Origin of the sequence: Sphingomonas sp. CCH9-F2, from assembly GCF_001556735.1 — a bacterium.
Classification (GTDB): domain Bacteria; phylum Pseudomonadota; class Alphaproteobacteria; order Sphingomonadales; family Sphingomonadaceae; genus Sphingomonas; species Sphingomonas ginsenosidimutans.
Window position 1 is genome coordinate 21,006 of the sequence record NZ_LSJO01000081.1, and the last position, 7,886, is coordinate 28,891.

A 7,886-nucleotide genomic window follows, 5' to 3' on the forward strand; every position below is an offset into this window, starting at 1 on the left:
GGCGATGATGAAGCGCACCTATGAATTCGACAACGATTTCGGGCCGGACGAACTGGCGAAGATGTTGCGCGAGGCGGGAATCCCCGGCGACGTGACGCTCGACCGGATCATCGCGGGAGCGGGGCGGGAATTCGACGCGGACGAGGAGATCACGGTCGCCGTCACGGTCGACGAGGATGAGGTGATGGAGCTGTTGCACGACGACGCTATCATCAACGCTTACCGCTTCCTGGGGCTGGCCGGCACCGAGGATCGCGCGATCGAGGATGGCTTCCGCTACGTGCGCGACGGCGACCTGCCGATGGCGCGGGCGATGTTCGAGCGGGTGTTCGAGGATGCCGATCTGGCGGCGGCGATGCGGGGGCTGGCGTGAGCGACTATGCGGCATTCCTCGCCGGCAAGGCGGCGATCGATCCGCCGACCGGCATCTCGGAGCCGGACGGACTGCCCGCCGCACTGTCGGATTTCCAGGCGGCGATCGTCCCGTGGGCATTGCGGCGCGGGCGCGCGGCGCTGTTCGCGGGGACCGGGCTGGGCAAGACGGTGATGGAGCTGGCGTGGGCGGATGCGGTCGCGCGGCATACCAATCGCCCCGTGCTGATCCTGACCCCGCTGGCCGTCGCCGCGCAGTTCGTCGGTGAGGGCGACAAGTTCGGGATCGGCGTCACGCGGGCGTCGCAGGACAGCGACGTCCGCGGGGCCGGTGCCTATGTCACCAATTACGACAAGCTGGCGCGGTTCGACATGGACCGGCTGGGCGGGATCGTGCTGGACGAGAGCAGCATCCTGAAGGCGTTCGACGGCAAGACGCGCCACGCCCTGATCGCGGGTGCGCGGCGGATCGCGTTCCGGCTGGCGGCATCGGCGACCCCGGCGCCGAACGACTTCATGGAGCTGGGCAATCATGCCGAGTACCTGGGCGTGATGACGCACGCCGAAATGCTGGCGACGTTCTTCATCCATGATGGCGGCGATACGTCGAAATGGCGCCTGAAGCGGCATGCCGAGGGGGAATTCTGGCGCTGGGTCGCCAGCTGGGCGGTGATGCTGACGCGCCCGGGCGACCTGGGCTTCGCGGACGGCGCATATCAGCTGCCGCCGCTGCGGATGCACGAACATCTGGTCGAGGTGGACGGGCCGCAGGCGGGAATGGCGACGCTGTTCGCGATGGAGGCGCGCACGCTGTCCGAGCGGCTGGCGGCGCGGCGCGACAGTATCGTTCCGCGCGTCGACACGGCAGCGGCGCTGCTGTCGGCGCACGATCGCCCGGCGGTGGCGTGGTGCAACCTGAACGCGGAGAGCGAGGCCCTGACGCGGGCGATCCCCGGCGCGGTCGAGGTCCGCGGGGGCGACGCGGAGGGGCGCAAGGAAGAGGTGCTGGGCGCCTTCGCGGCCGGGCAGGTGCGCGTGCTGGTGACCAAGCCGTCGATCTGCGGGTTCGGCATGAACTGGCAGCATTGTCATGACACGGCGTTCACCGGGCTGAACGACAGTTTCGAGCAATTGTACCAGGCCGTGCGGCGTTTCTGGCGGTTCGGCCAGCAGCATGCGGTCGACGCGCATCTGATCGCGGCGCGCACCGAAGGCGCGGTGCTGGCCAACCTGAAGCGCAAGGAAGCCGATGCGGCGCGGATGCAGGAGGCGATGGTCGCGGCCATGGCCGGTTTCTCGACGATCGGGGTGAGCGCGGCGGCGCGCGAGAAGGCGGGCTATGCGCGGCGGGCGCTGGCGCTGCCGTCATTTCTGGAGGCAGCATGATCGAGGCGATCGACTTTCGCGAGGGCGACGGGGGCGGCGGCTGGGGCCTGTACAATGGCGACTGCGTCGAGGTGCTGGGGCAACTGCCCGACGAGAGCGTCGGGTTCAGTGTGTTCTCGCCGCCCTTCTCATCGTTGTACACCTATTCCAACAGTGATCGCGACCTGGGCAATTGCCGGACGGACGAGGAGTTCTTCGCGCACTTCGCGTTCGTGCTGGCGGGCCTGTATCGCGTGCTGAAGCCGGGGCGGCTGGTGTCGATGCATTGCATGGACATGCCGCGATCGAAGGCGCGCGACGGATTCATCGGCACATGGGACTTCCCCGGCGATCTTATCCGCGCGGCGGAGGCGCAGGGGTTCATCTTCCATAGCCGGGTGTGCATCCGCAAGGATCCGGTGACGGCGATGCAGCGCACCAAGGCGATCGGGCTACTGCACAAGCAGGTAAAGAAGGACAGTTGCCGCAGCCGGCAGGGTTATGCCGACTATGTCGTCACGCTGTACAAGCCGGGGTTGAATCCCGAGCCGGTGTCGGGCGTGTTCGAGCATTATTTCGGCGACGATCCCGCGACGCAGCTTGCGGCGGCGACGATGGAGGGCGACGCGCGGTCGATCGCGATCTGGCAGCGGTATGCGGACCCGGTGTGGGACGATATCGATCCGGGCGACACGCTGCAGTATCGCGCCGCGCGCGATCATGCCGACGAACGCCATATCGCGCCGTTGCAGCTGGGCGTCATCCGGCGGTGCGTCGATCTGTGGAGCAATCCGGGCGATGTGGTGCTGTCGCCCTTCGCAGGGATCGGTAGCGAGGTGTTCGTCGCGGCGCAGATGGGGCGGCGCGGGCTGGGGGTGGAGCTGAAGCCGTCCTATTTCGCGCAGGCGCTGCGCAACCTCGACAGCGTCGATGCGCACCAGGTGGGGTTGTTCGCCGGGGTCGATGCGCAAGACGACCGCGAGGCGGCGGCATGAGGACGCGGCTGGAGGTGCAGGTCGCGACCGCGGTGGGCGCGATGCTGGTGGGTCGCGATGCGATCACGCTGGGCGAGGTGGCGGACCTGCTGCCGGGGCATATCCGCGCGGCGGGGCCGTCGCTGAAATGCATGGCGCGGGCGCTGACCGGCGCGGGGTGGATCGGCGAGCGTCGCGACGGCGGGGCCGTGGTGTACGTGCCGGCGCCGGCGGATGACGGCGCCGGTGATGACGCGGGCGACGATGATGCCGGCGTATCGGCCGGGCACAATAGCGGCGAGACGATCGCCAGCGAGACGGTCGAGGGTGTGGCGGCGGACCAGGTGCGGCTGCTGATCGAGCGGATCGAGCGGCTGGACGAAGAGCGCAAGGGCATCGCCGAGGATATCAAGGACGTGTTCGCGGAGGCGAAGTCGCGCGGATACGATCCCACCGCCCTGCGCGGGATCCTGCGCATCCGCGCCAAGCCGCGCGAGCAGCAGCAGGAAGAGACGGCGATCCTGGAGGTCTACATGCGCGCGCTGGGGATGATGTGATGCCGCGAACGGTCAGCTGGTTCTCGCGCGGCACCGCTAGCGCCGTTGCGACCGGCCTTACCCTTAAGGAATATCCGGATGCCATTATCGTCCACTGCGCAACAAACAGTGAAGACGAAGATAATGATCGGTTCCAACGTGACTGTGAGGTGTGGTGGGGACGATCAGTTACAACAATAGCATCCGAAGAATATGCAAGCACTTGGGATGTCTGGGAACGCCATCGTTGGATCAACGGGGTAAAGGGCGCGAGGTGTACGGGCGAGCTTAAGATTGCTCCCCGCCTAGAATTTCAGAGGCATGATGACATTCACGTTTTTGGGTACACTTCTGATCGCGCGGATATCGCGCGCGCCAAACGGCTGCGCGAAAATTATCCAGAACTTGATATACGAACTCCGCTGATCGACGCTGGCCTAGATAAGCGCGCATGCATGGCAATTGTGACAAGTTCTGGCGTGGCGCTGCCAAAAGTTTACACGTGGGGGCTACATAATGCGAACTGCATACCGTGCGGTAAAGGGGAGTCTCCCGGATACTGGGCTGTCATCAGGAAGTTTGCGCCGGAAAAGTTCTGGAGGTTCGCTAAGCTTAGCAGGGAACTGGGCGCGCGTTGCTTGGTGATCGCCAAGGTTCGTTATTTTGTCGATGAATTGCCAGAGGACTGGCCGCTTACCGAAGCCGTAGCGCCTCGGTGCGACATGCTGTGCCACTTAGCTCAACAGGACATAAATTCATGAGCAGCGTTAACAAGGTCATCCTAATCGGGCATTTGGGCGCCGATCCCGAAAGTCGCAGCTTTCAGAATGGCGGCAGCGTGGTGAACATGCGGGTGGCGACGGGGGAGCGGTGGAAGGACCGCACGACCGGCGAGCAGAAAGAGCGGACCGAATGGCATTCGGTCGTGGTGCTGAACGAGGGGCTGCAGAAGGTCGCGACGCAATATCTGCGCAAGGGCGGCAAGGTCTATATCGAAGGCCAGCTGCGTACCCGCAAATGGCAGGACCAGGCGGGCGTCGACCGTTATTCGACCGAGGTGGTGCTGGGCGCGTTCAACGCCGCGCTGGTGCTGCTGGACCGGCGCGAGGCCGATCCGGGGCGGCACGACTATTCGGGCTATTCGGATACGCGGGGGAGCGGCGCGACGGGCGGCGGGGGTGCGGCGGCCGGCGGTGGCGGATCGACCGGGGGCGCCTTCCGCAGCGCGGCCGACCTGGATGACGATATCCCGTTCTGACGGGCGGTGACCCGCGGGCGCGCCGGGTGATGCGCGCCGTGTTTCGTATCCGGGAGGGATCATCACAATGACCGATACACAGCCCGCGTCGATGGTCGACGCGGCGATCGATTTCGCGCGCCGTGGCTGGCCGGTGTTTCCGTGCAGCCCGGCGAACAAGGCGCCGTTGCTGGGGCGCGACCTGGACGATGACGGCAAGCCGATCCGCGGTTCGGGCGGGGTGACCAAGGCCAGCACCGACGAAGCGATGATCCGCGGCTGGTGGGAACGCTGGCCGCAGGCGATGATTGGCGTCGCGGTCGGCCGGGCGGGGATGCTGGTGATCGATTTCGATCCGCGCGTCGATGAGATCGTCGATCCGGACACCGGCGAGGTGACCGGCGAGGAAGTGTGGACGCTGGAGCGGCTGAAGGCCGAGCTGGAAGCCCAGATGGGGTGCGCGCTGCCGGTGACGCTGGCGGTGCGCACGCCGTCCGGCGGGGTGCATTGCTATTTCCGGATGCCGGACGGCGCGCCGATCGGCAACGTCGGGAGCCTGCCCGATCACATCGATGTGCGCGGCGAGGGCGGGTATGTGATCGTGCCGCCCAGCGTGTGCGTCGGCGACGGCCGGCGGTGCGTGCCGGGCGGCTATGGCTGGCTGCGCGGCGATGCGGGGGCGGCGATCGTCGACATGCCGGCGGCGCTGGTCGAGATCCTGCGTACGCCGAAGCGGCGCGCGGCGCGCGGCGATGACCAGGCGCGGCCGGTCGCGGCGGCGCGCGGGCTGCGCGACTATGCCGAGTCGGACGTGTTCCCGGTCGACGTGGACGAGGCGCACCGGCGCTATGCGATCGGCGCGCTGGACCGCACCGCGGCGGAGCTGGCGGCGACGCCGCGCGGCGGGGGGCGGCACGGCGGGCGGAACAAGGCCGCCTATGCCGCGGCGTTCAACATGGGCGGGTTCATCGGTGCCGGCGCGATCAGCGAGGCTGTGGTGCGCGCGACGCTGGTGACCGTGGTGCAGGGGTTCGACCCGGCGGCGTTCGACCGGCACGTCCAGGCGATCGACAACGGCATCGAGGGCGGGCGCCAGCAGCCGCATGACCTGAGCGGCATCACGAACACGCGCCGCCGCGACAGCGGCGGGTCCGCTGGATCGTCCTTTCCGCCGCTGCCGCCCGTGGATGCCTATTCCGACGACGTTCCCGCACCCGGACCCGACGCGGACGGCGGAGCGGGCGACTTCCACGACGGAACGCCGGCCACAGTTTCCACTATGGGGGGCGGGGGGCGGATCGCGCCGCCCCGTGACGACGTGGTGGATCGCGAATGCGCGATGCTGCCGCGCACCGACCTGGGCAATGCCGAGCGGTTCTGGCGGCGGCATGGCTGGAAATTCCGGTTCTGCGCCGAATTGGGGTGGTTCGTGTGGGACGGGCGGCGGTGGGAGCTGTTGTCCGAGGAAAAGGACAAGGTGCCGGGCAAGGTCAGCTTCGCGGTGTTCGAGACGGTGCGCGCGATCCGGCACGAGGCCGATCTGGTCGCGGCGTCGGGCCTGAAAGAGGAACTGCCGGCCGACGCCAGCGATGCGGAGCGCGCGGCGACTCTGGATTTCATCGTCAAGTGGCGCGGTAGCGGCGACAACAAGGTGCCGATCTATTTCAGCGACATGCTGCGCGACCATGCGATGTCGAGCGAGGGCGCGCAGCGGCTGCACTGCGTGGCCAATCTGGTCAAGTCGTTCCAGGGGATCGCGATCGGGGCGGATGCGATGGACGTCGACCGGATGGCGATCAACGTCCTGAACGGCACGTTGCGGCTGACCCGCGAGGGCCGGCGCTGGGCGATGGTAGACGGCGCGATGAAAGCGATCACGATCGGCGACCGATGGGGGTTGCGCCTCGACCAGCATCGGCCGGACGACCTGATCAGCAAGGTGGCGCATGTGCGGTTCGAGCCAGGCGCCGCCAGTCCGGTCTACGACGCGTTTCTGGAGGTGGTGCAGCCGGACCCCGTCGTGCGCCGGTTCCTGCACCAATGGGGCGGATATTCGATCACGGGCGATATCAGCGAGCAGAAGCTGGCGTTCTTCCACGGCAAGGGGCGCAACGGCAAATCGACGCTGGTCGACCTGTGGGGCCATATCGCGGGGGATTACGGCGGGTCGATCGCGATCGAGACGCTGCTGGACCAGGGCAAGGGGCGCAAGGGCGGCGATGCCACGCCCGATCTGGCGCGGTTGCCGGGCATCCGGTTCCTCCGGACCTCCGAACCGGAGAAGGGGGCGAAGCTGGCCGAGGCGCTGATCAAGCTGATCACCGGGGGCGAGCCGATCGACGCGCGGTATCTGCACAAGGGGTTCTTCACCTACCTGCCCAGCTTCAAGGTGACGGTGTCGGGCAATCACAAGCCCAAGATCACCGGGCATGACGACGGCATCTGGCGGCGCGTGATGCTGGTGCCGTGGGACGTCCAGATCGCGGCGGACAAGGTGGACCGCGCGCTGCCCGACAAGCTGCGCGGCGAGGCGTCAGGCGTGCTCAACAGGTTGCTGGAGGGGTTGCTGGACTGGCGCGAGCATGGGTTGATCGAACCCGACAGCGTGAAGGCGGCGACGGCCAAGTACCGCGAGCAGAGCGACCAGCTGGGGCGGTTCCTGGACGATTGCGTGCGCATCGTGGACGGGGCGAAGGCCAAGTCGAGCGAGCTGTTCGCGCTCTACAGCGCATGGGCGAAGGCCAATGGCGCGGCGGAGTGGCAACAGGCCGGCTTCACCGCGGCGATGCAGGACCGCGGGTTCGAGAACAAGCGATCCAACGGCATCCAGTGGCTGGATATCGAGATGGTCAAGCAGCCGGGCGACTTCGCCGAGCATGATGGCGGCCGGGACGATGGATCGCCGCCCTATTCGGCAGACGATTACCCCGTTTAGGAACAGGAGACGGTTCCGGCGGAATGTCGGGATGGAAGGCAAGAACATGAGGAATTGTGCGGTGTTGGAACGCTTGGAAATCGGATGACGCCACCCGCCATGATGTGTGTGCGCATATGTGCGCACATGATGAATTACCTTTGTTTTCCTTCCACCCCTTCCAATCAACAATCTGGCATCTTCGGATGCCACGCGAAACAGGGAATTCTGCGATGGATCATCGGGCCGAAATGGAAGCGCGGGGCGACGGGGCGGCGGTTCCGATGGAAGGTGCGGCGGAATGGACGTTCGATGCGGTGCAGGACCGGCTGGTCGAGGCGATGCTGACCTGCTGGCGCGGCGGTGACCGCGAGCGCGGGTGGCTGCGCGGCGGGGCGGATGGCCCGTGGCACATGGTGCTGCCGGACGCCGCCTATGACGGCGGGCGCGATGCGGGCGAGGCGCGGATCGATGCGGCGATCCGCCCC

At 67.1% G+C, this 7,886-nt stretch carries 7 protein-coding genes and 1 pseudogene; all 8 read left to right on the forward strand.

The window, feature by feature from the left end; genetic code table 11:
- Window positions 1-7 precede the first annotated feature (7 nt).
- The gene (locus AX685_RS02370) at window positions 8-373 is read left to right on the forward strand and encodes a hypothetical protein (RefSeq protein WP_156445616.1); all 366 of its coding nucleotides are present in this window, start codon (window positions 8-10) and stop codon (window positions 371-373) included.
- Window positions 370-1,758, forward strand: coding sequence for a helicase (locus tag AX685_RS02375; protein ID WP_066485033.1), 1,389 nt, complete (start codon window positions 370-372; stop codon window positions 1,756-1,758). The genes AX685_RS02370 and AX685_RS02375 overlap by 4 nt, the downstream gene beginning before the upstream one ends.
- Entirely contained in the window at window positions 1,755-2,732 is a 978-nt protein-coding gene (locus AX685_RS02380) for a DNA-methyltransferase (RefSeq protein ID WP_066485035.1), read from the forward strand. The genes AX685_RS02375 and AX685_RS02380 overlap by 4 nt, the downstream gene beginning before the upstream one ends.
- 284 nt (window positions 2,733-3,016) lie before the next feature.
- On the forward strand, window positions 3,017-3,268 hold the full coding sequence (locus AX685_RS23030) for a DUF2312 domain-containing protein (protein WP_066485041.1): 252 nt from the start codon (window positions 3,017-3,019) through the stop codon (window positions 3,266-3,268).
- Complete coding sequence (locus AX685_RS20810; RefSeq protein ID WP_082740449.1) at window positions 3,268-4,008, forward strand: hypothetical protein; 741 nt, start codon at window positions 3,268-3,270, stop codon at window positions 4,006-4,008. Before AX685_RS23030 ends, AX685_RS20810 begins: the two co-directional genes overlap by 1 nt.
- Window positions 4,005-4,505 (forward strand): single-stranded DNA-binding protein, encoded by a 501-nt coding sequence (ssb, locus tag AX685_RS02390; protein ID WP_066485037.1) that lies wholly within the window; start codon window positions 4,005-4,007, stop codon window positions 4,503-4,505. The genes AX685_RS20810 and ssb overlap by 4 nt, the downstream gene beginning before the upstream one ends.
- Window positions 4,506-4,572: 67 nt before the next feature.
- Window positions 4,573-7,419: a phage/plasmid primase, P4 family gene (locus tag AX685_RS02395; RefSeq protein WP_066485040.1), complete on the forward strand. Its 2,847-nt coding sequence runs from the start codon at window positions 4,573-4,575 to the stop codon at window positions 7,417-7,419.
- 212 nt (window positions 7,420-7,631) lie between these two features.
- Window positions 7,632-7,886: pseudogene (locus tag AX685_RS02400) on the forward strand (hypothetical protein); the annotation flags it as partial.

Bases quoted from the DNA above. Each gene is read 5' to 3' on its own strand.
- ssb (WP_066485037.1), top strand. From the start codon at position 4,005: ATGAGCAGCGTTAACAAGGTCATCCTAATCGGGCATTTGGGCGCCGAT.
- AX685_RS20810 (WP_082740449.1), top strand. From the start codon at position 3,268: ATGCCGCGAACGGTCAGCTGGTTCTCGCGCGGCACCGCTAGCGCCGTT.
- AX685_RS02395 (WP_066485040.1), top strand. From the start codon at position 4,573: ATGACCGATACACAGCCCGCGTCGATGGTCGACGCGGCGATCGATTTC.
- AX685_RS02370 (WP_156445616.1), top strand. From the start codon at position 8: ATGAAGCGCACCTATGAATTCGACAACGATTTCGGGCCGGACGAACTG.
- AX685_RS02380 (WP_066485035.1), top strand. From the start codon at position 1,755: ATGATCGAGGCGATCGACTTTCGCGAGGGCGACGGGGGCGGCGGCTGG.